The organism is Cellulomonas soli (assembly GCF_013409305.1).
Taxonomy (GTDB): Bacteria; Actinomycetota; Actinomycetes; order Actinomycetales; family Cellulomonadaceae; genus Cellulomonas; species Cellulomonas soli.
Genome location: NZ_JACBZJ010000001.1, coordinates 3,253,179 through 3,275,146, shown reverse-complemented (window position 1 = coordinate 3,275,146; position 21,968 = coordinate 3,253,179). Strand labels below are relative to the sequence as shown.

The window sequence follows — 21,968 nt, the reverse complement described above, 5'->3', positions numbered from 1 at the left end:
CACGCCGCACTCGAGGGAAGGTGTCGACCATGAAGCTCTTCGTCCTGGGGGCCACCGGGAGCACAGGCACCCTGGTCGCGGAGGAGGCCCTGGCCGCCGGTCACGACGTGGTCGCCTACGTGCGCAGCCCGGAGAAGCTCGCCGCGCACGACCGCCTGACCGCCGTGGTCGGCGATGTGCTCGACGTCGAGGCGATGACTGTGGCGATGCGCGGGACGGACGCCGTGGTCAGCACGCTCGGGCTCAGCAGCGGCAGGCCCAACGGCTTCAGCGAGAGGGCCGTGAGCACGATCACCGCTGCCGCCCAGCGCAGCGGGGTCCAGCGGGTCCTCATCATGTCGGCGTTCGGTGTGGGCGCCTCGCTGGACAAGGCGTCGCGCCTGGCGCAGCTCATGTACAACGGCGGCGGCAAGGCGATCTACGCCGACAAGGCCGCCGGGGAGCGCGCGCTGACAGCGTCCGGTCTCGACTGGACCCTCGCGTACCCGGTCCTGCTGACCAACAAGGGCAGGTCACCCCGGTTCCGCGCCGTCGACCTCACCGACCTCGACCGGCTCCCGGGCCTGCCGCGCGTCTCCCGCGCGGATGTCGCCGGCTTCCTCCTCGAGGCAGCCACGGGCGACGCGTGGTCGCGGCGCACCGCGGTCCTGACCACGGGTCGACAGCCCCCACGGGGCGCCTCGGCAGCGGCGCCCGCCACCAGCACGCACGCCGACCGGGCGGTCCCCGGCTGACCGGGACGACCTGTCAGGCAGGACCCAGCCGGATGCCCGCTGATGCCAGCGCCGCCGCGGCGAGCTCGAGGACGAGCTCGGAGTGGTCGAGCCGGGCGTCGCGCTCGGCCAGGTCCCGGGTGCGGATCATGGCCTCGAACGCGCGGAACTCCTCGACCATGCGGTGCTCGTGCACCTTGCGGTCCACGACCTGCGTCTCCTGCCCGCGCAGCGTGATCGAGAAGTCGTCGCAGATGTTCGGCGGGCTGGTCATCAGGATCGTGCCGTCGTTGCCCTGCAGCTTGGTGCGGATCAGGCCCCCGGAGTCCTTCGCGCAGACCAGGACCGCGGTGCAGGTGCCGTAGTCGAGCACGACGACGCCCGAGGTGTCCACGCCGCGTTCGACGTTCGCGGTGTAGCTGATGGTCTGCGGCCGTCCTAGCAGACCGGCGACGAAGTGCAGCGTGTAGACGCCGATGTCCATCAGCGCCCCGCCGCCCATCGCCGGGTCGAACGCGGGCAGCACGGTGCCCTCCCGGAACGCCGGGTACCGCGAGGAGTACTGGGAGTACTCGCACTGCACCAGCTTGAGCTCACCGAGCTGCGGCAGGCTCTCCTTGATCGCCCGGTAGTTCGACAGGTACTGGGTCGTGACCCCCTCGACGAGGATGAGGTCACGCTCCTGCGCGATCGCCCGCAGCTCGGCCAGGTCGGCCACGCTCAGCGTGAACGGCTTCTCGCAGATCACGTGCTTGCCCGCCAGCAGGGCCCGCTTGGCGAACGGTGCGTGCAGCGAGTTGGGGAGGCCGACGTAGACGGTGTCGACGTCGGGGTCTGCCAGGCACGCGTCGAGGTCCGTGTAGACGGCCGGGATCGCGTACGTCGCGCTGAGCTCGTCCAGGTCGGGACGCACGGACTCCAGCCCGAAGATCGCGCGCAGGGCCAGGCCGGGGATCTCGTGGGAGATCGACAGGAAGTCGCGCACGATCATGCCCGACCCGAGGATCGCGAGGTTCATCGGCCGGCCTCCTGCTCGACGAGCGGGCGGATGGCGTCCTCGAGGATCTGGATCAGCTCGATGGTCTGCTCGTCCTGCACGACCTTGGGTGCGCTGTCGACGATCGAGGCGTGCACACCGTCGTAGACGCGGCCGTAGTCGCCGACCTGCGAGATCACCTTCTCCTCGTGGAAGACCCCGTCCTCGTCGTAGTAGGTCAGCGTGCCGTAGTGCTCGGGCAGGTCGACGCCGAACCCGGGCTGCCCGGGCAGGTAGAACAGCTTGAGGTGCTCCTCCTGACGGTCCTTGACCGCCTTCACGAACGTGCCCTTCGTGCCGTAGACGACGAAGCTGGGGCGCTCCTTGACGCGGAAGAAGCTCGACTTCACCGACACCTTGAGCGTTCCGTAGTACAGGTCGAGGTCGAAGTAGTCGTTCATGCGGCCCGGGCCGAGCAGCTGGCGGACCTCGGAGTGGATCCGGTCGGGGCTGCCGAAGTACCCGAGCACCTGGTCGACGGTGTGCACCCCGTGCCCGTACAGGTACGACCAGTCGGGGTCGAAGTGCGTGACGCTCGTCGGCCATTCGGGCCGGTAGTAGTCGAAGTGCATCTCCAGCTCGAGCAGGTCGCCCAGGACGCCGGACTCGATGACCTGCTGCACGGTGAGGAAGTCCGCGTCGAACCGCCGGTTCTGGAAGCACTGCAGGAACAGGCCCTTGGCCTGCGCCAGGGCGAACAGCTCGCGGGCCTCGGCGGCGGTGGGCGCGAACGGCTTCTCGACCAGGGCGTTCTTGCCGTGCTCGAGTGCGGTGCGGGCGAGCTCGACGTGGGTGTCGTGGGGCGTGCAGATCACGACGAGGTCGATCTGCGGGTCGTCCCAGATCGCCTGCAGGTCCTCGACGTAGGTGACGCCCTCGACGGGCGTCCACGGGGACGGGGCCGGGGCGTAGACGGTCTTGATGCGGAAGGTGTCCGGGCGGGTCAGGACGAACGGCATGTGGTAGCGGTTCGCGCTCTTGCCGTTGCCGATGTAGGCGATCGTGAGCATGACGAGGCTCCTTCGAGGCGGCGGTGCTCGCCGCGCGGTTGCTGCTGCTGGGTGGGGAGGGTCGGCGGTCACTCGCCGAGGCCGGCCGCGAACGCGTCGACGACGGCCTGCAGGTCGGCGTCGGCCTGCTCGCCCTCGCACCGGACGGTCAGCGTCCGGCCACCGGCGATGGCGGCGCCCATGACGGACAGCACCGAGCGGGCGTCGATGGTCCGGTCGTCGAGCACGAGGTGTGTGGTGGAGGTCAGGGCGGAGGCCACCTTGACGAGCTCGGTGGCGGGGCGTGCGTGCAGGCCGGAGGGGTTGGTCACGGTGACCTCGGCGGTCGCGATCATCGGGGTGCGCTCCTCGGGAACGGTCGGGTTTCGGGCACGGCGCGGTGACGTCAGGACGGGGGCCCCTGACGTCACCGCACCGCGGTTCAGGGACGGGTGAGGCTGGCGCCGTTGGAGGCGATGACCTGCGCGTACCAGTCGAAGGACTTCTTGCGGTAGCGCTCGAGGCTGCCCGAGCCGTCGTCGTGACGGTCGACGTAGATGAAGCCGTACCGCTTGCTCATCTGCGCGGTCGAGGCGGACACCAGGTCGATCGGGCCCCACGTGGTGTACCCGAGGACCTCCACCCCGTCCTCGATCGCCTCACCGAGCTGCACCAGGTGGTCGTTGAGGTAGTCGATCCGGTAGTCGTCCAGGACCGTCCTGACCCCGTCGACCTCGACGAGCTCGTCGCGGGCCCCCAGGCCGTTCTCGACGACGAACAGCGGCTTGCGCCACCGGTCCCAGAAGTCGTTGGCGATGATCCGCAGACCCACCGGATCGATCTGCCAGCCCCACTGCGAGGCCGGCAGGTGCGGGTTCGGCACGCCGCCGAGGATGTTGCCCTCGCCGGCCGCCTGCTTGGCCGGGTCGCCCGTCTGGCACACCGACATGTAGTAGGAGAACGAGACGAAGTCGACGCTGTGCGTGAACGTCTCACGGTCCTCGTCGGTGATGTCCAGCTCGATCCCCTGCTCACGCAGGAACCGCAGGGCATACCCCGGGTAGGCGCCACGGGTGTGGATGTCGCCGAAGAAGTAGTTGTCGTGCTGGGCGGCCTGCACGGCGAGGGCGTCGGCCGGGTCCGGGGTCAACGGGTACACCGGGATCGCGATGAGCATGCAGCCGACCTTGATGTCGGGGTTGATCTCGTGCGCGATCCGGGTGGCGGCCGCCGAGGCGACGAGCTCGTAGTGCGCCGCCTGGTACAGCTCACCCTTCGACAGCTCCTCGGGCGGGGTCGCGATGCCGCCGGACAGCAGCGGGGCGTGCAGCACGGAGTTGATCTCGTTGAACGTCAGCCAGTACGTCACGCGCGAGCCGTAGCGCTCGAGCACGGTCCGCACGTACTTCTCGTAGAAGCCGATGAGCTTGCGCGAGCGCCACCCGTCGTAGGTGCGTGCCAGGTGCAGCGGCGTCTCGTAGTGCGACAGCGTGATCAGCGGTTCGATGCCGTGCTTCTCGAGCTCGTCGAGCACCCGGTCGTAGAACGCCAGGCCCTCCTCGTTCGGCTCGGCCTCGTCGCCCAGCGGGAAGATCCGGCTCCACGCGATGGAGAAGCGGAAGACCTTGAAGCCCATCTCCGCGAACAGCGCGATGTCGTCGGCGTACCGGTGGTAGAAGTCGATCGCCTCGAGCTTGAGGTTGTCGGGCGTGGGCTCCTGCGTCGGCGGAGCGGCGATGCCCTTCGGCATGACGTCCTGGATGGACAGGCCCTTGCCGCCCTGGTCGTAGGCGCCCTCGATCTGGTTGGCGGCCGTCGCGCCACCCCACAGGAATCCGGGCGGGAACGGGGTCGTGGAGGTCATGGCGTCAGGCCGCCAGGAGCGAGGTTGCCTGGGCCAGCGCCGAGGCGCCGTCCATCGTGCCGTAGACGCGCATGTCGATGACGCCCGCCGGCTTGCCCTGCGCGCCGGCCAGCTGCTGGACCTCGGCGAGCCGGAACCGGATCTGCGGGCCGAGCAGCACGACGTCGAACTCGTCGAGGCGGTCGGCGACCTCGGAGAACGAGACGGCCTCGATGGTGTCGCCGGGTGCGGCGAACTTGCGCATGTTGGCGACGAGCAGGCTGGTGGACATACCCGCGGCGCAGGCGAGCAGGACGTTCATGGTGACCTCCGTGGCAAGGGGTCCGCGTCGGTGCGGGCCCTGTGCCGGCCGGTGCTCCGCGTGGTGACCTCGGCTGGCAGATCCATCGTTTCCGACCGGGCCGCCGCGTGCCATCAGCCCCGTTTCCGCCGACGCGGAACCCAACATTCGCTCAGCCGGTTCAGCGCCCCACGGCGTCGAGCAGCGTCGTGACGAAGTCCTCGTAGGACGCCGACCCGCCGATCAGCGCGGTGATCTTGGCCGGTTCGGCCAGGGCGGCGATCATCTCGTCGAGCACGTCCCGGAACACGTGCCGACCGTCGGCGCTCAGCGCGAACAGCACGACCAGGTGCACCTGCGAGCCGGCCCACTCGATGGGTTCGTCGCTGACCAGCACCGAGATCGCGGTCCGGGTGGCGTCCATGCGCATGGAGTGCGGCACCGCCAACGCCCCGCCGAACGCGGTCGGGGACAACCGCTCACGCTCCAGGACGTCGTCGAGGATGTTCGCGGCGGTCACGCCCTCCTCGTGCAGGCGCCGACACATGAGGCTCAGCGCCTCCCCCCGCGTCGCGCGGTCCACGTGCCAGAACAGCCGAGGGTCGAGCAGCTCGGACAGCGTCCACCGGATCCGGGAGGCGACCTTGCGGGCTCGGACCGCACGGACGACGTCGCTGACGCGGTCGAGCTCGGCGCGGGTCGGGACCGGGGAGATCATCACGACCTCGGCGGGCACGTCGGCCCCGACCTCCACCGAGCTGACCACCACGTCGGCGCTCGTGGCCGACCAGTCGTGGTGCACGGTGTCGACGGCGGCCTGGATGACGGCCGTGTCCCCCAGGTGCTCGGCGAGGCGGTCGACGAACGCGCGGTGCGCGTCGTAGTACTGCGGTGCCGCGCACACCACGCTGACCTGGTCCACCGCGGCCAGGCTCTTGTGCAGGTGGGCGCCCAGGTGCAGCGACAGGAACGCGATCTCGTCCTCGTTGACCTCGACGCCCGTGCCGGCCTCGATCCGGCTGGCGACGAACACCGCCAGCTCGTGCACGAGCGGGTGCGACTGCTTGAACGAGGCCCCGAGCGGGTTCCTCGCGTACGCACCCGAGCGGGCCCGGCGCACGAGGTTGTGCACGTGCAACGCGAGGTTGACCGGGAAGGTCGGGTCGTCGATGTCCAGGAGGTACGACTCGGACAGCTCGCGCATGACCTGGCGGACCAGCACGACGGACGGGTCGTCCGGGACGAGGCCCGCCGCATCGAGGTTCGGCCCGGTGCGCGCGGCGATCAGCCGGGCCAGGTCACGGCGCTCCGTGGGAGGCAGGCCGACCCCGTAACGCTCCTCGAGCGCGTCGGCCAGGTCGTCGGCGACCGCCTCCAGCGCGGGGTACCGCTCCTGGTCCGTGGCCTGCGGCTCGCGCAGGTGCCCGGCCGAGACCCGGTCGACCGCGATCACGACGTGCAGGGCCAGATCGGTGAGCGCGTACTCCTGCACCGTCAGGGAGTGCTCGGTGAGCGTCTGCCGCAGCAGGGCGATCAGGCTCGGCAGGTCGTAGGAGTGGTACTCGCGCAGCGCGGCCGACAGCCCGACGGCCGCGACGCCGTGCGTCGAGTCGAGCAGGATCTGCCGCACGAGACGACGCTTGTCCCGCTCGGACCCCTCCAACGCCACGATCCACTGGTGGCGGCGGAGCACCAGCCCGAACTCGCGCACGAGCGTGCGCACCTTCGCCAGGTCCGCCTCGATCGTCGCGTCCGACACGTACAGCATCGCGGCGAGGTCGTACACGTCCACACCGTCCTGCGACGTCACCAGGCGGCGGACGATGTAGTACAGCCGCTGCATCGGGGTCTCGGCACGGGAGTGCTCACGCCTGCCCTGCTCGAACGCGCGCAGCGCGCGCTCGTCGAGCCAGTACCCACGGTGCGAGGCGGAGATCATCTCCGTGCCCGCGAGCTCGTTCAGCTCGCGGACGTAGTTGCGCACGCTGCGGGTCGAGACGCCCAGGGCCGTCGCCAGCCGTGTCCCGGGCGTCGCCTCGGTGGCGTCGCGCAGGATGCGCAGGAGCTGCTCCTGCTTGGTCGTGTACACCGTGCCTCCGACGTGCGTGCGACGAGTGGCTCCACCGTCCTCATCACTGTCACACGGCCGGCAGGACGCGGCAACGAGCGGCGGTTCCGCCGCGGAGGAAGCGCTGATGGTGGCACAGTCCTGTCCGTCGGACGCACGCTTGTCGCACCACACGGCGGGTGACCGATCCCGTCCACGAACCAGGGTTGCGCAGGGAGTTCAGCGATGGATGAGGAATACGCGATCGCATTCGAGCTGATCTCGCAGGCGGGTGATGCGCGATCGAGCGCGATGCTCGCCCTGCGGGCCGCCCGCCAGGGTGACCTGCCCGAGGCGTGGCGCCTGCTCGCCGCCGCGGAGAGCTCCCTCGGAGCGGCACACCAGCGCCAGACCGAGCTGGTGCAGAGCGAGGCGCGCGGCGAGCGGGTGCCGGTGAACATCATCCTGGTGCACGCGCAGGACCACCTGACCTCGGCCATGACGGTGCGTGACCTCGCCGAGGAGCTCGTGCACGTCTACGAGCGGCTCGGTGTGCCGGTCGCGACCTCGGCCGACTGACCACCTCCTCACGAGAGCGGGAGGGCACCCACCGTGGGGGTGGGGTGCCCTCCCGCTCTCGTCTGCGCTCACCGGATCGATGACCGCGCCCGTGACGCACGAGGCGCTCCGGTTCACCTCGCGATGAGGCCCAGCTCGCTGAAGAGCAGGGCGATGCCGCCGCGCTCCGGCCCCGGTGCGACCCGGTCGGCAGCGGCCAGGACGGCCGGTGGCGCACCTTCGACGGCCACGCCCGTCCCGGCCCAGGCGAGCAGCTCGACGTCGTTGAGGCCGTCACCGACGGCGACCGCCGACTCGTGGGAGTGGCCGAGGTGCTCGGCAGCGAGCTGTGCGCCCAGCGCCTTGTGGATGTCCGCGAGGTAGATCTCCCCGGCCGAGGTCCCCATCCCGGGGATCGAGCTCGTGATCGTCGCGACGCCGGGTCCGACGGCACGCCCGAGCTCGACGATCGGGGTGCGCGAGACGAGCACCGTGACCTTGCCGAACGAGGCCTCGCTCAGGTCGTCGCGCGCCTCCAGCGTGTCGAGGAAGTCGAGCCGGCCGGCACGAGGCTCGCGGTCGGCCTGCAGCGCGGCGAATGCGCGGTCCGCGCGGTCGCGCACCCCGGGTGGGCCCAGCAGGCGGTCCGGGGCCTCCAGCACGTACGCCGCGTCGTGCTCGTCGAGCACCTGCACGGTCCGTGCTGCCAGCCGGGCGGGGAACCGCACGTCCTTGAGCACGTGCCCGCCGATCTCGACGTACGCGCCGGCGCCGGCGACGACACCGTCGAAGCCGGCCGCCAGGAGCGCCGGGGGCAGCATCGGCATCGGTCGTCCGGTGCACAGGAGGACGTGGTGCCCGCGGGCACGGGCGTCCCGCACCGCCTGCACGTGCACCTGCGGCACCACGCCGTGGTGCGCGTACGTGCCGTCGACGTCCAGGAAGACGATCACGTCAGGTCGAGCGCCAGCGCGGCGCGCACGTCCGGCTCGACGAGCCGCAGCGCCGCGGCTCGTCCGTGCTCGGCGCTCTCGGCCGACCGTGCGGCCTCCGCGATCCGCCGGCACACCGCCATCGGGTGCGACCGCAGCGCGAAGCGGACGCCGGGGATCGCCGTCGCGGACATGGACAACGAGCTGACCCCCATCCCGGTCAGGGCGAGTGCCATCACCGGGTCGGCGGCGGACTCCCCGCAGACACCGACCGGCTTGCCCAGCTCGAGACCGGCCTCGACCGTCGCGGCCACCAGGTCGAGCACGGCGGGCTGCCACAGGTCGAGCAGGTCGGCCAGCTCCCCACGCAGCCGGTCGGTCGCCATCGTGTACTGCGCGAGGTCGTTCGTGCCGAGCGAGACGAAGTCGACCTCGGCCAGGATCTCCCGTGCCCGCAGGGCCGCCGACGGCACCTCGACCATCACACCGACCTGACGCAGGCCGGCGCGCCGCGCGGCGGTGGCGAACGCCGAGGCCTCGGCGGCTGTCGCGATCATCGGGGCCATGACCCACGGGTCCTGGCCCGTCCGGCTCGCCGCGTCCGCGATCGCTGCGAGCTGCGTGCTCAGCAGCTCGGGGGCGGACCGCACGAGCCGGTACCCGCGGACGCCGAGCGCGGGGTTCTCCTCATCCGCCTGCGTGACGAACGCCAGCGGCTTGTCCGCACCCGCGTCCAGGGTGCGGACCACCACCTTGCGCCCGCCGAGGGCGGCCAGCACACGCGCGTAGGTCGCGGCCTGGTCCTCGCGGCCGGGCGCGCTCTGCGCGTCGAGGAACAGCACCTCCGTGCGGAACAGGCCCACTCCCTGCACCCCCGCGACGGGCAGGCGTTCGGCGTCCTGCGCCGTCCCGATGTTCGCCAGCAGCTGCACCGCGTGGCCGTCCGCCGTCGCGCCGTCGCCGGTGTCGGCCACGAGCGCCGCCAGGCCCTCGCGGCGTCGGGCCACCGCCGCCCGCACCTGTGCGTCGGGCGCGGTCACGACGGTCCCTCGTGCGGCGTCGACGGCCACGAGGTCGCCGTCGACGAGGGCCGCGGCGTCGGTCGCACGGACCACGCAGGGCAGGCCGAGCTGGCCGGCGATGATCGCGGTGTGCGACGTCGGCCCGCCTCGCTCCACGACGATGGCCAGCACCAGGTCGAGGTCGAGCACGGCCGTGTCCGCGGGCGAGAGGTCCTGCGCCACGACGACGGACGGTCGCGACAGCGTCGGCACACCCGGTTCCGGCAGGCCCTGCAGGTGCGCGATCACCCGGTCGCGCACGGACACCAGGTCGGTGACGCGCTCGGCGAGGTAGCCGCCGGCGGCGGTGAACAGGGCGGCGAACTGCTCGGTGCTCTGCCAGACGGCCAGTGCCGGATCCGTGCCCGCGGCGACGCGCGCCGTGGCGTCGGCCAGCAGGGCGGGGTCCGCGGCCATCGCCGCGGCGGCGGCGAGCACCTGCGCGAGCGTCCCCTCGGCACGCTCGGCGCGCTCGCGCAGGCGGTCGCCGACCAGCGCGAGAGCCTCGGCGACCCGGCGCACAGCCGCATCGGTGTCGACCGGCGCGGGCGCATCGGCGCGCACCGACGGTGCGGGATGCGCCCGTGCGACGGGGCCCACCACGGCGTTGCGGCCGACGCCGACGCCGTGGATGACCCGGGACGGCGCGTCGGGACGCGCGCCGGCAAGGAGGACGGGAAGGGGGGACACGGCGGCGTCCGCCACCACGTGCTGGGGGTTCACAAGGCTGCCTTCCTGGGCATGGTTCAGGTCAGTTCCGCTGCTGGGCGGTGCGCCGGCGTCGCGCACGAGCGGCGTCAGCGCGGCGCGGTCGGGGCCAGCTGGGCGCGGGCGGACTCGATCGTGCGCAGGATCGCCACCGTCTCGGCGTGCGTGTGCAGCGGCGACTCGACGCGCCCCTCCCCCGCGAACTGCGCGAGCGCGAGCGCCTGCCAGGCCAGCCCGTCGTACAGGGTCATCCCGGTGGGTTCCTGCCACCGCAGGCTCGTCCCGATCTTCTCCGGGGTGGTCAGTGTGAACGACGTCGGGTTGAAGAAGAACTCCTCGAGGTCGACCCGTGCCCGCGTGCCGGAGATCGTCGCGGTGACCGGTGCGCGCGTCGCGATGCTCGTCGTGATCGACGCCTGGGCGCCGCCGGCGTGGCCGAGCAGCACGGAGGCCGTCAGGTCTCCGCCCGCGGGCGTCGTGCGCCCGAGCGCACGCACCACGCTCGGTGTGCCGAGCAGGTCCGAGGCGAGGGCGATCGGGTAGACGCCCATCCCGGCCACCGCGCTCGCGTCGAAGGCGCCGTCGGCGGCGACCCGGGCGGGCACGAGAGCGCGGCACGCGGAGGCGACCACCAGCTCGAGCTCACCGAGGACCCCGTCGGCCACGAGTCGGCGGATCACGTCGAACTGCGGCAGGTACCGCGTCCACATGGCCTCCATGGCGAGCACACCGGCGGACGCGGCAGCGGTGAACAGCTCCAGGGCCTCGTCGGCGGAGGGCGCCACGGGCTTCTCGATCAGCACGTGCTTGCCCGCCGCGACGGCCATGAGGCCGATCGGGACGTGCTCGCTGTCGGGCGTCGCGACGTAGACGGCGTCGACCTGCGGAAGGTCGAGGAGCTGCTGGGCGGACCCGACGGCGGTCTCGATGCCGAACCGGGCGGCGAACTGCTCGGCCCGGCCCGCCGTCCGCGCCGCGACGGCGACGACCTGCTCGTCGGTGAACCGGCGGACGGCCGGCACCCACTCCTGGGCGATGTGCCCGGCACCGACGACGCCCCAGCGCAGGGACGGCGCGGTCCCACGGCCGAGGAAGGACGGGTCAGGGAAGCTGGACGGAAGGGTCACGTCGTTCTCGTCTCTCGTGGAGGGTAGGCGGGTCAGTCGTCGGCAGGGAAGCGCACGCCGACCTGCCGCCGTGCCTCGTCCAGCACCTGGTGCGCGGTCACGACATCGGCGAGCGGGTGGATCGCGCTGTCCCGGGCGCCCTCGCGCACAAGGTCGACGAACGCGTCGATCCCGTACACCAGGTGGCTGCCGGTCCGTGCCCGCGAGAGGTCCGCGACCGGTTCCAGCCGGCGCGACGGCCCGCGTTCGAGCAGGTGCACCCGGCTGGGGGTCGAGATGTCGTCGAGCAGCAGCGCGGACTGCTCGCCGGCGACCTGCGAGTCGATGCCCGAGCTGGAAACCTTCGAGTGCAGGCAGTCGACCTCGAGGTCCGGGTAGCCCAGGACGATCAGGCCCTGGCTGTCGGCGCCGTTGTCCAGGAGCCGTCCGGTCGCCGTGACCGACTGCGGCGCACCGAACAGGTGGACGGCCAGCGACACCGGGTAGAAGCCCAGGTCGAGGATCGACCCGCCGCCGAAGGTGGGGTCGAACGCCGGCGGGTTCTGACCTGCGCGGTAGGCGTCGAACGCCGAGGAGTACTGGTCCTTGACGAGCACGGCCCGCCGCACCCGGTCCAGGCGCGGCACGGCCTCGCGCAGCGCGGCGATGTTCGGCTCGAACGGGGCCGGGTAGAGCTCCATGAGGAGCCGGTCGTGCGCGCGGGCCGCGGCGGTCATCGCCGCGACCTGCGCTGCGGTGCACGCCATGGGCTTCTCGACCAGCACGTGCTTGCCGGCGCTCAGCAGCGCGACCGCGTGCTCCGCGTGCTGCGAGCTCACGCTGACGACGTAGACCGCGTCGAGGGTCGCGTCGGCGGCCAGCGCGTGCGCGTCGGCGGCGACCGGCACGCCGTACCGGTCGGCGAGCGCGGTCACGTCCTCCCCCGCCGCCGGGCCGATCGCGCCGAGCCGGACGCCGTCGAGCTCGCCGAGACGTTCGGCGAACACTGCGGCGATCGGTCCGCCGCCGAGCACGCCGATCTTGATCATTCCCACGTCATCTCCTGTCCTGGCAGTCGACCGCCGGCCGACCGGAGGGTGTTCACAGCTCTCTGATCCGGATGTTGCGCCACCGGCATGCTGCGTCGGGGCCCCAGCGGTCGAGACCGCTGATCGCGTCGTTGTCGTGCACCTCGAGCGCGATGTGCCCGCGGGGGCCGAGCGTGCGGGCGACGGCCTGCGGGTCGTAGCCCGGCCAGTCGATCGCGGCGGTGTCGAGCTCGGCGACGAGCAGCCCGTTGACCCACGTGGTCAGCCGGGGCAGGTTCCCCACGCACCGCACGCGCAGCTCGTTCCACTCGCCCCACCGCCAGGCGTGCAGGAACTCCTCGGCGTCGCAGGCTTGGGACAGCTGCGCGCGCCGGTGCGCGATCGCGGTGCCCGGGCCGACGCCCGCGTCGTCGATCCGCAGACCCGCCGGGCGGCCGTCCGCGTCGTGCTCGACGTCCACCGTGAACGGCACCGCCGAGAAGCTCGCCAGGCCGTTGCCGAAGAACCCGCCGATCCCCCCGTGCGGGCGGTGGTCGAGCAGCACCTGGAACCCCTCCCAGGAGTCGGGACGGCGACGGACCATGACACCGGTGTCAGCCGGCCAGTCGGGCTTCGTCTCGAGCACGAGCTCGACGTCGCCGTAGGCGCGTTCGGTGATCAGGTACCCGCCGTACCCGCACCCGGGCGGGTCCTGACGGCCGACCAGCACACCGTCCTCGACCGTCCAGCGCGCGGGATGCTCCTCCGGGGCGACCGGCGGGTGCATCCCCTGCTCCCGGAACACCTCGGCGATCGTGGGACCCCCCGGCCGGACGGTGCCGTAGACCCGAGGGATGACCCGCCAACCGGCGGTGGACGTGCCGTCGAACAGGGGCACGAACTGGTCGTCGACCATGAGGACCTCTTCTCGCTGCCGACCGCTCGCGCTCTCGTCGTCGTGTGTCACGAACCGGCTGCGTCAGCCTGGTGCGCGCACGGAGCGGACGTCGAGGTAGGTGCGCTTCCGCCTCCGCGGAAGCGCGATCAGGCACTGCCGGGGCGGGTCCAGTAAGTGGAAGACTCGCGCTGCGGACGGGCAGGGCGGCGTTCACGGTGGTTCCGCCTTCGAGGAACCGACTCTGGTGGCGGGGTGCGAATCGCGCTCGGGAGCATCGGAGCACCGCAAACGGGCGAGCCGTCAGCCGGCTCCACTGAAAGGGCTCCACTGATGAAGATCGACACCGTCGTCGAACGTGTCCAACCCGTCGCCGCACGCATCCAGGAGAACGTCTACGTCAAGTCGATCACCGGCGGCTTCCTGGCGGCGCTACCCGCCCTGATGTTCGGCGCCGTGTGCTCCATGCTCATCGGGTTCCCGGTGGACGCATGGAAGGACTGGCTGGCGGGCAACGCCCTGGGCGCAGCCCTGCAGTTCGGCTCGGACGCCACCTTCGGGCTGCTGGGCCTGTACGCCGTCATCGGCATCGGCTACACGCTCGGTCGCGAGCTCAAGCAGGACGCCCTCGCCACGACCATCGTGTCCGTGGTGGGCTTCCTGCTCGTCATGCCGTTCTCCACCACGGTGACCAGCGGCGAGACCACCATCCCGGTGACCGGGGTGATCCCGACCCAGTGGCTGGGCGGCCAGGGCATCTTCGCCGCGATCATCGTCTCGCTCGTCGCGACGCGGCTCTACGCGCTCGTCGTCAGCCGGGGCTGGAAGATCAAGATGCCGGCCAGCGTCCCGCCGAACGTGTCGCGCCCCTTCGAGGCCATCGTGCCGGCAGCGATCGTGGGCACCCTCTTCCTGGCGGTGCACTCGCTGTTCGCGGCGACGTCCTACGGGCACCTGTCGCAGTTCATCTTCTCGATCATCGGCAGCCCGCTGGCGCACGTCAGCAACTCCTTCGGCGCCTGGTTCGTCATCGTCCTGCTCGCCCAGCTGTGCTGGGTCTTCGGCATCCACAACGGCGCCGTCTGGTACGTCGTGCTACCGCTCATGATCGGGCCGGCGACGGAGAACCAGGTGGCCGGCGCGGCCGGGGACACGCTCCCGTACACGATCACGCTCACGGTCGTCTTCGCGATCGTGCAGTGGGTCGGGGGTGGCGGCAGCCTGCTCGGGCTGTCCACCAACATGATCCTGTTCGCGAAGAGCGACCGCTACAAGACCCTCGGCAGGCTCGCGTTCCCCCCGAGCGTCTTCAACATCACCGAGCCGATGATGTTCGGGTTCCCCGTCGTCTACAACCCGCTGATGGCCATCCCGTTCGTCCTCGTCCCGCTCATCCAGCTGACCCTGGGCTACGTGCTCATCAGCCTCGGGGTGATCGGGGTCCCGTGGGTCAACCTGCCGTTCTCGGTGATGACGATGCCGTTCGTCCCCGGCGGGTTCCTGCTCGGCGCCGGGGTCGGCTTCGGCCTCTTCCTGATCGGCTGCTTCGTCCTCTCCGTCGTCTGCTACTACCCGTTCTTCCGGATCGCGGACAAGCGCGAGCAGCAGATCGAGCAGGAGACGGCCGCGGCGCAGGCGGCAGCCGAGGTCACCTCCGCGGCCGAGGTCGACAGCACCCGACGTCTCGCGCCGGAGACCGCCACCGCGTAGCGCCACCTCGACGCGAGGGGCTGGTCACCGTGTCAGGTGACCAGCCCCTCGTCGTCCCTGGTGCGGTGACCGGACCGGTCAGCCCTCCCGGAACGCGATGCCGAAGCCGCCCCGGGGGTAGTGCCAGCGCAGCACCCCCGGTGGGGCCACCGCCAGGCAGGTGCCGCACTCCAGGCATGCCGCCGCCTGGACCAGCACGGAGCCGTCGGGCTGGCTGGTGTAGACGCGTGCAGCGCAGACGCGCTCGAGCAGCGGGCCCGCCTGGGTGCGCCGGGCGGCGTCCTGGTCGACCTCGATGTGCGACTCCTCCTCGTCCACGTCGTAGTGGTTCGCGGCGAGCCGCTCGGGCACGGATCCGAGCAGGGGCATCACAGGCTCCTCAGGGCGGACAGGCCGAGCCGCGCGAGCTGGGCCGCGGACACCGGCGAGCTCTTGACGGCGCTGCGGGCGGTGCCGACCAGGTGGCGGCGCGGTGTCAGGTCGTGGTCGAAGACGCCGTGCAGGACGTCGGCGGCCAGCGGGCCGGCGTCCCGGTAGAGCAGCGCGCTCTCCAGGAAGTGCGGGGCGCGCGCGTACGTGGCCAGGTCGGCCCCGACGAACGAGCCGTCGAGCTCGGTGCGGTAGACGTCCATCGCACGCTGCGACAGGTCACCGGAGCGCAGCGCACGGTCGGCGGCCGTGGCGGCGGCGATCGCGGACCCGGCGGCCAGGTCCATGCCGCGGATCGTCAGCCCGGTGTTCAACGTGAGCCCCGCCGCGTCCCCGACGACCATCAGCCCCGGTCGGGTCAGGTCGCGCCGGGCCATCTGCGGCCCGCCCTCGATGGTGAGGTGGCACCCGTACTCGAGCAGCTCGCCCCCCTCGATCAGCGGCGCCACGCTCGGGTGCGCCAGCAGGTGGTCGTGCACCTCCGAGGACGACCTCCCGGACGCGACCAGGTCGTCCAGCCGCAGCACCACGCCGAGCGAGAGCGAGGCGGTGTTCGTGTAGAGGAACGCCCCACCGGCGATGCCCTGCGTGCAGTCGCCGACCATGGCGTAGGCGACGCCCTCGTCGCCGGTGAGCGAGAACCGCTCCTCGATCACCTCGCGCGGGAGCCGGATCACGGACTTCACGCCGACGGCCAGGTTCTCGAGCGGTTCGGTCGGTCGGATGCCCGCCTGCCGGGCGAGGAAGGAGTTCACGCCGTCGGCGGCGATCACGACGCGGGCGCGCAGCTCGTCGTCACCGGCCCGCACCCCGACCACCTGGCCGCCCTCGAGCAGCAGCTCGTCCACGCGGACGCCGGGCATCACCATGACGCCGGCCTCCTCGCACTGCTCGGCCAACCAGGAGTCGAGCCGCGCACGCAGCACGGTGACCGCGTTGACGGGCTCGGCCAGCCGCTCGTCGCGGTAGTCGACCGTGACGGCGGAGGTCGCGTTGGTCATGCTGATGCAGTTGCGGGTGATGACCCGCTCCACCGGTGCGCGCCGGACGAAACCGGGGAACACCTGCTCCATCACACGGCAGTAGAAGACGCCGCCGGAGAGGTTCTTCGCCCCTGCGGCGCTGCCGCGCTCGATGAGCACGACCGAGTGGCCGGCCTCGGCGAGCCGGTACGCCGCGACGCACCCGGCGATCCCGGCTCCGACCACGACGACGTCGAATGCCTCGTCCTCCATGCGTGTGCCTCTTGTTCCTTGCGCCGGGGGCGCGCGGGCGCGTCCGTCGGGGTGGCGGACGCGCCCGCGCGGGTCGGTGGCTCCGGGTGTGGGCCCGGTCGGTGCCAGGTCAGAGGCTCGCGGTCGCCTTGATGGCGGCGGCGGCGTGGTCGGCGGCCAACCAGCCGGAGGTCAGCGCGAACCCGTTCGCGGAGCCGGGGACGGTGAGGATGTACGAGTCGCCGAACAGCCCGCCGGCGTCGCAGCCCACCGAGTACAGGCCCTCGATGGGCGCGTTGTCGGCGTCGACGACCTGCATGTACTCGTTGATCTTGATGCCGCCCATCGTGATCATGATCCCGGGCTCCATCTTGATGGCGTGGAACGGGCCGGTCTCGACCGGCCGCAGGAACCGCGCCTCCTTGTGGAACTTGGTGTCCAGGCCCGCGTGGCAGGCCTGGTTGTACTGCGCGACCTCCGAGGCGAGCACGGCCGGGTCCACGCCGATCTGGGTGGCCAGCGTCGCGATGTCGTCGGCGCGGTGCACCGTGCCGGCCTCGACGTCGGCGGTGAGCTCGGCCGGCAGGTTGATCAGCTTCTCGCCCGTGCGCACGTAGACGCCGAGCCCGACCTCGCAGCCGTCCTGCACCAGGTGGTCCACCTGGGCCTGGTCGATCACGGCCCAGTAGTGCGCCTCGGGCAGGCCCGCGACCATGTCACCGGCGTTGCCGAAGTTCAGGCCGCAGATCTCGTTCGTGCACCGGTGGCCGTCCTTGTCCACCCACAGGTAGGGCTGGAAGCCCGCCGTGTTGGTGTGCGAGGTGACCGTCTTGCCGCGCATGAGCGGCATGAGCAGCAGCGTGCCGATCGAGGACCACGGCACGGCGCCGACCTCGAACATCATGGTCAGGCCGTCGCCGGAGTTGCCCTGGCCACCGATGTTGATGATCTTGTCGCCGCAGTCGTAGGCGCTGAACCTGTTGATCATCTCGGGGTTGCACGCGTACCCACCGGTGCCGACCGCCACGGCCTTCGCGCCGATCCGCACCTCTTCGCCGTCGGCGTCGCCCGCGACAACGCCGGCCACCCGGCCGTCGGCCATGAGGATCTTCTTCGCCGGGGTGTCCAGGTAGATCTCCACGCCGAGGTCGCGGGCGCGGCCCTCCAGCAGCTCCAGCACCCGGGCGACCTCACCCTCGGGGATGTGCCAGGTGACCAGCTCGCCGGGCTGGTCCTCGGCCGTGACGATGACCTCCTTGTAGACCGCGCCCAGCTCGCGCATCTTCACGATCGTGGTCGCGGCGTTCTCCACGAAGCGCGACACGATCGCGGCGTCGGCGTGCCAGTGGGAGTAGTCCATGTAGGCCTGGAACCCCTGGTCCTTCGACACCTCGATCCCGCGCTTGACCTGCTCGTCGGACTCGAACGCGGCGTGCCCCTCGGCGAAGGCCGACGAGCCACCGAGCTGGGGCATCTTCTCCAGCACCGCGACGGTCAGACCGTTCTGGGCGGCCTGCACCGCGCAGGACAGCCCGGACCCACCGCCACCGACGACCACCAGGTCGTACTCGACGTCGTACTGCTCGGACATGACGAACCTCTCTGTTCGATGACTCACTCGGACAACGCGGCGAGCAGGGCGGGGACGACCTCGTACAGGTCGCCGACGATCCCGAAGTCGGCCGCGCGGAAGACGGGAGCGTCGGGGTCGGTGTTGACCGCGGCGACGACCTTCGCGTCCCTGACACCTTCGAGGTGCTGCGGCATCCCGGAGATGCCCAGCGCCAGGTAGAGGCGGGGGGCGATCTTCTGCCCCGACCGCCCGACGTACCGCTCCTTGGCGACCCACCCGAGGTCGTCGGCGACCGGCATGGAGCAGCCGATCTCCGCACCGAGCGCACGGGCGAGCTCCTCGACGAGCGCCAGGTCCTCCCGGGCGCGCAGCCCACGCCCGACCGACACGACACGCGCGGCGTCGTGCAGCCCGGTCCCGGTCCCGGCGGCCTCCCGGCCGACGACCCGTACGTCCGGCGACCCGGCCAGCGCCAGGTCGGTGATGGGTGCCGCGGCGCCCGCCGCAGGGGTCAGGTCCTCGACCGTGACCTGCGCGGCCAGCGGCCCACGGGTCGACACGGTCTGCACCACGGCACCGTCCAGCGCCGCCCGGTCCGCGACCAGGGCGTCACCGTCGGCGCGCAGGGCCAGCACGCCGCTGAGTGCGGCGGCCCCGGTCCGGGCGGCGGCCGCACCCAGCAGCGCACGCGCAGCTGGCTCGTCCGTCGACACGAGCAGGCGGGGCGCCGCCGCCGCCGCAGCCCCCGCGACCTGGAGGGCCAGCGCCTCGGCCGGCTGCCCGTCCTCGGTGACCGCACGGAGCACCCGGTCGACCCCTGCCAGCGCAGCGGCGTCGGCGAGCGGCCCGGGACCGACGGCCACCACGGTGACCTCGTCGGACACGGTCCGGGCCAGTGCGACCGCCCCGGCCAGCCGGGCGGTACCGGTCGCCAGCACCCACGCGTGCGTGCTCATCACAGGACTCCCTCGGTGCGCAGGGCCGCGACCAGCTCGCGGGCGGTGTCGGCGGGGTCACCGCGGAAGAGGCGGGCCGTGCCCTGCTCGGGCAGACGGGTGCCGGTCTCCGTCAGCCCCGCGGTGGCTGCCAGGTCCAGGTCGGCGAACGCCAGCGCCGTGACCGGACGCTTGCGCGCGGCGAGCAGCTCCTTCATGCCCGGGGCTCGACCCTCCGGCCCTTCGGCGGCGACGGCCAGCACCACGGGCCCGGTCACGGTCAAGGTCTCCACCTGGCCGTCCACGGCCCGGCGCACCTGGACGCGACCGTCGACGACGGTGGCGTCCAGCACGCCCAGCAGCGCCGGCACCCCCAGGTGCCCGGCCAGCGTGGTGGGGACCTGGGCGTGCTCCTCGGCGTCACCGATGAGCACGACGTCCGCGCCGCCCGAGGCCTGCACGGCTGCCGCGAGCACGGCCGCCGTCGCGGCCTGATCGGCCTGCACCGGTGCGTCGGGCACCGTGACGGCCTCCGCAACCCCGCGGGCCAACGCCCAGCTCGCGTCGCCGTCGCCGACCGTGAGCCCGACCAGCTGGCCACCGCCGGTCTCGGCGACCTGCCGCGCGACCGCGAGCGCCGCGTGGTCGTCCTCCCCGGCGACCAGCTTCGGGCTGCGCCACTCCACCGATCCGTCACCGCGGACGGTCGCGCCGCCCGGGTCGCGTGCCCACTTGTAGACCACCACTGCTCGCATCCGGCGCCTCGTGCTCCGTCGTCCGTGGCCCGGCGCAGCTCGCCGCAGGCCCCGCGACGAGTCCACCGCGGGGCAGGGGTCGCACCCCAGCCCCTTCCGGCTACGGAGGGGTAGCCGAACGGCTACCGTCGACGGGCGCCGGCGGTCCGGATCCGGGCGCGCGCCAGACGCCCGGTCCGTCAGCCCACGAGCCCCTGACGCACCCCGAAGACCGCGACCTGCACGCGGTTGCGCATGTGCAGCTTGGTCATGATGCTGCCCAGGTGCTTCTTCACGGTGGCCTCCGAGACGAACAGGTCACGCGCGATCTCGTCGTTCGAGAGCCCGTCCACCAGCAGTCGCAGCACGTCCCGCTCGCGAACGGTCAGCCTGTCCGCCGCCTGCGGCCCGGCACCGCGCCGCGGGTCGGCGAGGTCGGCGAGCACCCGCGCCGCGATGCCGGGGCTCATCGCGGTCTCGCCACCCATGAGGCCGACCAGCGACTCGTGCAGGCGCTCCGCCGGGTCGTTCTTGCTCAGGTAGCCGTGCGCCCCGCTGCGTAGCGCCTGGTAGACGTCCTCCCCGAGGCTGGACACGGTCAGCATCGCGACGCGCACGTCCGGGTCCGCGGCGGTGATCTGCCGGGTGGCCTCGACGCCGCCCATCGGCTCCATCCGCACGTCCATCAGCACCAGCGCCGGACGCAGTGCGCGGGCCAGCCGCACGGCCTCCGTCCCGTCCGCCGCCGCGCCGATCACCTCGAAGTCGTCCCAGCGCCCGATGAGCGCCTGCAACCCGTCGCGGAACAGGGCGTGGTCGTCGGCCACCAGCACGGTCGTGGGCACGGTGGGCACGTTTGGCACGGTCGTCGGCGTCATCGCCGCACCTCCTCCGGCAGCGCCGACGGGCAACGGTCCGGGTGCAGCGGGGCCTCGGCGACCACGCAGGTGCCCACCCCCGCCTCGTGCCGGAACCGGACCTCGCCGTCGACCTGCTGCATCCGCTCGGACATGATCCGGACCCCCAGGCGGGAGTCCGGCACGCTCGTCGGGTCGAACCCGTTGCCGTCGTCGGCGACCTCCAGCCGGATGCGGGTCCGCGTGGCGTCCAGCCGCACCGTGACCGATCCGGCGCGCGCGTGCACGTGGACGTTCGCCAACGCCTCCTGCAGGACGCGGACCAGCTGTGCCGACAGCGCCAGCGGCACCGCGTCCGCGGCCGCCTCGTCGGGGCACTGCAGCGCCACCGGGATCGCGAACTGACGCTCGAAGGTGCGCAGCTGACGACGGACCTGGGCCACGAACGAGCCCTGCACGAGCTCGCAGTCCGAGCGCAGGCCGAGCATCTGGTGCCGCAGGCTCCGGTTCAGGTCGACCGTCAGCCCGTCGAGCACCCCGAGGCCGCCACGCACCCGCTCCAGGTCGCCGGCCTCGGCGTCCAGGCGGAGCACCTCGACGTGCAGGCCCAGGGCCGCGACCTGCTGCGAGAGGTCCACGTGCAGCTCGTCACCGAGCCGCCGTCGCTCCTCCAGCGCCCCCAGCTCGCGCTCCCTGCTGCCGATCTGCCACCGGTACACCGCGTTGCCCAGGATCCGCCCGGCGGCCGCCAGGAACTCCCTGCGACGCCGGGTCAGCTTCCACGGCCCGTCGAAGCACAGCAGGGCCGCCCCGAGGTGCCGGCCGTCGGCGTGGATCGAGACGACCACCCCGGACGGTCCGAACCACTGCCGGAAGTCCTCCGGGAGCGAGAGCCAGCCGTCGTCGTCCTGGTGGTCCGCTGCCGAGACGGGCCACTCCTCGACGTTCACCCACGGCGCGCGCACGTGCTCGTGCGCCGGCATCGTGGCGTACGACGCGCCCACGGCCTCCTGGGTCGCCGGGTCCGCCACAAGGACCAGCAGGTCCCCGGCGGCACTGAGCAGGTAGGTCGGCGCGATCCGCGCACCGGTGATCTCCCGGATGATCTCGACCGCCTCGACCAGGGAGTCGGTGCGGTCGTGGGCCCAGATCAGCGTGTCGTTGATCCGGACCAGCTCCGCGAGGTACGACCGGTCACGTCCCATGCCTGCGAGCCTAGGTCGGCGTACGCGGTGCGGGTTGGGACCACCGCGGTCGCCCGCGACCCGGCGCCCTTCGCCGGTGCGCGCCCCCGAGGCG

21 protein-coding genes are annotated in these 21,968 nt (G+C 72.2%); 3 read left to right on the top strand and 18 right to left on the bottom strand.

Going from position 1 to position 21,968, the window contains the following annotated elements:
* Positions 1–29 precede the first annotated feature (29 nt).
* On the top strand, positions 30–734 hold the full coding sequence (locus BKA22_RS14960) for an NAD(P)-dependent oxidoreductase (RefSeq protein ID WP_146952876.1): 705 nt from the start codon (positions 30–32) through the stop codon (positions 732–734).
* 13 nt (positions 735–747) lie between these two features.
* On the opposite strand, the gene BKA22_RS14955 is transcribed toward BKA22_RS14960, so the two are convergent.
* From BKA22_RS14955 to BKA22_RS14930, 6 genes are all read right to left on the bottom strand, one after another.
* Positions 748–1,731, bottom strand: coding sequence for a Gfo/Idh/MocA family protein (locus tag BKA22_RS14955; protein WP_146952877.1), 984 nt, complete (start codon positions 1,729–1,731; stop codon positions 748–750).
* Complete coding sequence (locus tag BKA22_RS14950; protein WP_146952878.1) at positions 1,728–2,759, bottom strand: Gfo/Idh/MocA family oxidoreductase; 1,032 nt, start codon at positions 2,757–2,759, stop codon at positions 1,728–1,730. The genes BKA22_RS14955 and BKA22_RS14950 overlap by 4 nt, the downstream gene beginning before the upstream one ends.
* Before the next feature lie 68 nt (positions 2,760–2,827).
* Positions 2,828–3,094: an HPr family phosphocarrier protein gene (locus tag BKA22_RS14945; RefSeq protein ID WP_146952879.1), complete on the bottom strand. Its 267-nt coding sequence runs from the start codon at positions 3,092–3,094 to the stop codon at positions 2,828–2,830.
* An 86-nt stretch (positions 3,095–3,180) separates the two neighbouring features.
* Positions 3,181–4,602 carry a glycoside hydrolase family 1 protein gene (locus tag BKA22_RS14940; RefSeq protein ID WP_146952880.1) on the bottom strand — a complete coding sequence of 474 codons (1,422 nt, stop codon included), beginning with the start codon at positions 4,600–4,602 and terminating at the stop codon, positions 3,181–3,183.
* 4 nt (positions 4,603–4,606) lie between these two features.
* Positions 4,607–4,903, bottom strand: a complete 297-nt coding sequence (locus BKA22_RS14935) for a PTS sugar transporter subunit IIB (RefSeq protein WP_146952881.1) — start codon at positions 4,901–4,903, stop codon at positions 4,607–4,609.
* Between the two features lie 160 nt (positions 4,904–5,063).
* Entirely contained in the window at positions 5,064–6,971 is a 1,908-nt protein-coding gene (locus tag BKA22_RS14930; protein ID WP_146952882.1) for a BglG family transcription antiterminator, read from the bottom strand.
* A gap of 204 nt (positions 6,972–7,175) precedes the next feature.
* Between BKA22_RS14930 and BKA22_RS14925 the strand changes: the two genes are divergently transcribed.
* The gene (locus BKA22_RS14925) at positions 7,176–7,508 is read left to right on the top strand and encodes a PTS lactose/cellobiose transporter subunit IIA (RefSeq protein ID WP_146952883.1); all 333 of its coding nucleotides are present in this window, start codon (positions 7,176–7,178) and stop codon (positions 7,506–7,508) included.
* Positions 7,509–7,621: 113 nt separating this feature from the next.
* On the opposite strand, the gene BKA22_RS14920 is transcribed toward BKA22_RS14925, so the two are convergent.
* From BKA22_RS14920 to BKA22_RS14900, 5 genes are all read right to left on the bottom strand, one after another.
* Positions 7,622–8,440, bottom strand: a complete 819-nt coding sequence (locus tag BKA22_RS14920) for an HAD hydrolase family protein (RefSeq protein ID WP_146952884.1) — start codon at positions 8,438–8,440, stop codon at positions 7,622–7,624.
* Positions 8,437–10,170, bottom strand: a complete 1,734-nt coding sequence (gene ptsP, locus BKA22_RS14915; protein WP_146952885.1) for a phosphoenolpyruvate--protein phosphotransferase — start codon at positions 10,168–10,170, stop codon at positions 8,437–8,439. Before ptsP ends, BKA22_RS14920 begins: the two co-directional genes overlap by 4 nt.
* 107 nt (positions 10,171–10,277) lie before the next feature.
* A complete protein-coding gene (locus tag BKA22_RS14910; RefSeq protein WP_146952886.1) occupies positions 10,278–11,315 on the bottom strand; it encodes a Gfo/Idh/MocA family protein in 1,038 nt (345 codons plus the stop codon).
* Positions 11,316–11,347: 32 nt separating this feature from the next.
* Positions 11,348–12,343, bottom strand: a complete 996-nt coding sequence (locus BKA22_RS14905; RefSeq protein ID WP_146953093.1) for a Gfo/Idh/MocA family protein — start codon at positions 12,341–12,343, stop codon at positions 11,348–11,350.
* A gap of 52 nt (positions 12,344–12,395) precedes the next feature.
* Positions 12,396–13,289 (bottom strand): 3-keto-disaccharide hydrolase, encoded by an 894-nt coding sequence (locus tag BKA22_RS14900; protein WP_223203563.1) that lies wholly within the window; start codon positions 13,287–13,289, stop codon positions 12,396–12,398.
* A 261-nt stretch (positions 13,290–13,550) separates the two neighbouring features.
* Here BKA22_RS14900 and BKA22_RS14895 point away from each other — a divergent pair, with 261 nt between their 5' ends.
* Positions 13,551–14,927 (top strand): PTS sugar transporter subunit IIC, encoded by a 1,377-nt coding sequence (locus tag BKA22_RS14895; protein WP_146952887.1) that lies wholly within the window; start codon positions 13,551–13,553, stop codon positions 14,925–14,927.
* 78 nt (positions 14,928–15,005) lie between these two features.
* Here the strand turns inward: BKA22_RS14895 and BKA22_RS14890 are convergent, their stop codons facing one another.
* The 7 genes from BKA22_RS14890 to BKA22_RS14860 all read right to left on the bottom strand — a co-directional run bounded on the left by BKA22_RS14890 (position 15,006) and on the right by BKA22_RS14860 (position 21,874).
* The gene (locus BKA22_RS14890; protein ID WP_146952888.1) at positions 15,006–15,296 is read right to left on the bottom strand and encodes a ferredoxin family protein; all 291 of its coding nucleotides are present in this window, start codon (positions 15,294–15,296) and stop codon (positions 15,006–15,008) included.
* Positions 15,296–16,591, bottom strand: coding sequence for an FAD-dependent oxidoreductase (locus BKA22_RS14885; protein WP_146952889.1), 1,296 nt, complete (start codon positions 16,589–16,591; stop codon positions 15,296–15,298). Before BKA22_RS14885 ends, BKA22_RS14890 begins: the two co-directional genes overlap by 1 nt.
* A gap of 109 nt (positions 16,592–16,700) precedes the next feature.
* A complete protein-coding gene (locus BKA22_RS14880) occupies positions 16,701–18,161 on the bottom strand; it encodes an FAD-dependent oxidoreductase (RefSeq protein ID WP_179561804.1) in 1,461 nt (486 codons plus the stop codon).
* A gap of 23 nt (positions 18,162–18,184) precedes the next feature.
* Positions 18,185–19,099, bottom strand: coding sequence for an electron transfer flavoprotein subunit alpha/FixB family protein (locus BKA22_RS14875; protein ID WP_146952891.1), 915 nt, complete (start codon positions 19,097–19,099; stop codon positions 18,185–18,187).
* Positions 19,099–19,833, bottom strand: coding sequence for an electron transfer flavoprotein subunit beta/FixA family protein (locus BKA22_RS14870; RefSeq protein WP_146952892.1), 735 nt, complete (start codon positions 19,831–19,833; stop codon positions 19,099–19,101). Before BKA22_RS14870 ends, BKA22_RS14875 begins: the two co-directional genes overlap by 1 nt.
* A 179-nt stretch (positions 19,834–20,012) precedes the next feature.
* Positions 20,013–20,690 (bottom strand): response regulator, encoded by a 678-nt coding sequence (locus BKA22_RS14865; protein WP_146952893.1) that lies wholly within the window; start codon positions 20,688–20,690, stop codon positions 20,013–20,015.
* Positions 20,687–21,874, bottom strand: a complete 1,188-nt coding sequence (locus BKA22_RS14860; RefSeq protein ID WP_146952894.1) for a sensor histidine kinase — start codon at positions 21,872–21,874, stop codon at positions 20,687–20,689. The genes BKA22_RS14865 and BKA22_RS14860 overlap by 4 nt, the downstream gene beginning before the upstream one ends.
* Positions 21,875–21,968 lie beyond the last annotated feature (94 nt).

Excerpts from the sequence above, each read along its gene's own strand:
- BKA22_RS14875 (WP_146952891.1), bottom strand. The coding sequence starts at position 19,099 with ATGAGCACGCACGCGTGGGTGCTGGCGACCGGTACCGCCCGGCTGGCC.
- BKA22_RS14925 (WP_146952883.1), top strand. The coding sequence starts at position 7,176 with ATGGATGAGGAATACGCGATCGCATTCGAGCTGATCTCGCAGGCGGGT.
- BKA22_RS14955 (WP_146952877.1), bottom strand. The coding sequence starts at position 1,731 with ATGAACCTCGCGATCCTCGGGTCGGGCATGATCGTGCGCGACTTCCTG.
- BKA22_RS14880 (WP_179561804.1), bottom strand. The coding sequence starts at position 18,161 with ATGTCCGAGCAGTACGACGTCGAGTACGACCTGGTGGTCGTCGGTGGC.
- BKA22_RS14895 (WP_146952887.1), top strand. The coding sequence starts at position 13,551 with ATGAAGATCGACACCGTCGTCGAACGTGTCCAACCCGTCGCCGCACGC.
- BKA22_RS14860 (WP_146952894.1), bottom strand. The coding sequence starts at position 21,874 with ATGGGACGTGACCGGTCGTACCTCGCGGAGCTGGTCCGGATCAACGAC.
- BKA22_RS14885 (WP_146952889.1), bottom strand. The coding sequence starts at position 16,591 with ATGGAGGACGAGGCATTCGACGTCGTCGTGGTCGGAGCCGGGATCGCC.
- BKA22_RS14865 (WP_146952893.1), bottom strand. The coding sequence starts at position 20,690 with ATGACGCCGACGACCGTGCCAAACGTGCCCACCGTGCCCACGACCGTG.
- BKA22_RS14940 (WP_146952880.1), bottom strand. The coding sequence starts at position 4,602 with ATGACCTCCACGACCCCGTTCCCGCCCGGATTCCTGTGGGGTGGCGCG.
- BKA22_RS14905 (WP_146953093.1), bottom strand. The coding sequence starts at position 12,343 with ATGATCAAGATCGGCGTGCTCGGCGGCGGACCGATCGCCGCAGTGTTC.
- BKA22_RS14945 (WP_146952879.1), bottom strand. The coding sequence starts at position 3,094 with ATGATCGCGACCGCCGAGGTCACCGTGACCAACCCCTCCGGCCTGCAC.
- BKA22_RS14870 (WP_146952892.1), bottom strand. The coding sequence starts at position 19,833 with ATGCGAGCAGTGGTGGTCTACAAGTGGGCACGCGACCCGGGCGGCGCG.
- BKA22_RS14890 (WP_146952888.1), bottom strand. The coding sequence starts at position 15,296 with ATGCCCCTGCTCGGATCCGTGCCCGAGCGGCTCGCCGCGAACCACTAC.
- BKA22_RS14960 (WP_146952876.1), top strand. The coding sequence starts at position 30 with ATGAAGCTCTTCGTCCTGGGGGCCACCGGGAGCACAGGCACCCTGGTC.
- BKA22_RS14935 (WP_146952881.1), bottom strand. The coding sequence starts at position 4,903 with ATGAACGTCCTGCTCGCCTGCGCCGCGGGTATGTCCACCAGCCTGCTC.
- BKA22_RS14950 (WP_146952878.1), bottom strand. The coding sequence starts at position 2,759 with ATGCTCACGATCGCCTACATCGGCAACGGCAAGAGCGCGAACCGCTAC.